Source organism: Xanthobacter autotrophicus (genome assembly GCF_030015065.1).
Taxonomy (GTDB): Bacteria; Pseudomonadota; Alphaproteobacteria; order Rhizobiales; family Xanthobacteraceae; genus Xanthobacter; species Xanthobacter autotrophicus_D.
The window spans coordinates 1-580 of sequence record NZ_JAIVFN010000311.1 but is presented as its reverse complement, the minus strand read 5'-3'; the positions used below and the strand labels follow the sequence as shown (position 1 = coordinate 580).

Below are 580 nucleotides of genomic sequence, written 5' to 3'. Positions count from 1 at the left end.
GCCTACCAGTACACCCGCACGCGGCCCGGCCTGCGCGTGCTCCAGGAACAGCTCACCACCGAGGAATACGGCATGGCGCTGCGCAAGGACACGCCCGAGCTGACACGCGCCGTGAATGGCGCCATCGCCAGGCTCAAGGCCGACGGCACCTATGCCGCCATCGAGAAGAAGTGGTTCAGCGCGCCGGCGGCCAAGTAAGCACGACCCCCGTGACGACCTGAAGCGATGGAACTCGATTTTTCCCCCGTATGGGCCGGCTGGCCCCAACTGCTGCAGGGCGCGGCGGTGACCGTGGAGATCACGGCCGCCTCGCTGCTGCTCGGATGCGTCATGGGCCTGCTGGTGGGCATCGGCCGCCTCAATCCCCGCAACCGCATCGTGTACGGCCTGTGCACCGCCTACGTGGCGGTCATCCGCGGCACGCCGCTGCTGGTGCAGCTGTTCATCCTGTTCTTCGGCCTGCCGCAGTTCGGCATCCTGCTGCCGGCCTTCGTGTGCGGCGTGATCGGCCTGGGCATCTACTCGGGCGCCTACGTGTCCGAGATCGTGCGCGGCGCGATCCAGTCGATCGACAAGGGGC

General features: G+C 67.9%; 2 protein-coding genes. Both read left to right on the top strand.

The annotated features are described in order from the left end of the window. Positions 1–198, top strand: a 198-nt coding sequence (locus K9U40_RS23275; protein WP_282892441.1) for a transporter substrate-binding domain-containing protein, incomplete at its 5' end; no start/stop codon positions are given. A 27-nt stretch (positions 199–225) separates the two neighbouring features. Beyond that, the coding region (locus K9U40_RS23270; RefSeq protein ID WP_282892440.1) for an amino acid ABC transporter permease at positions 226–580 on the top strand (355 nt) is incomplete at its 3' end.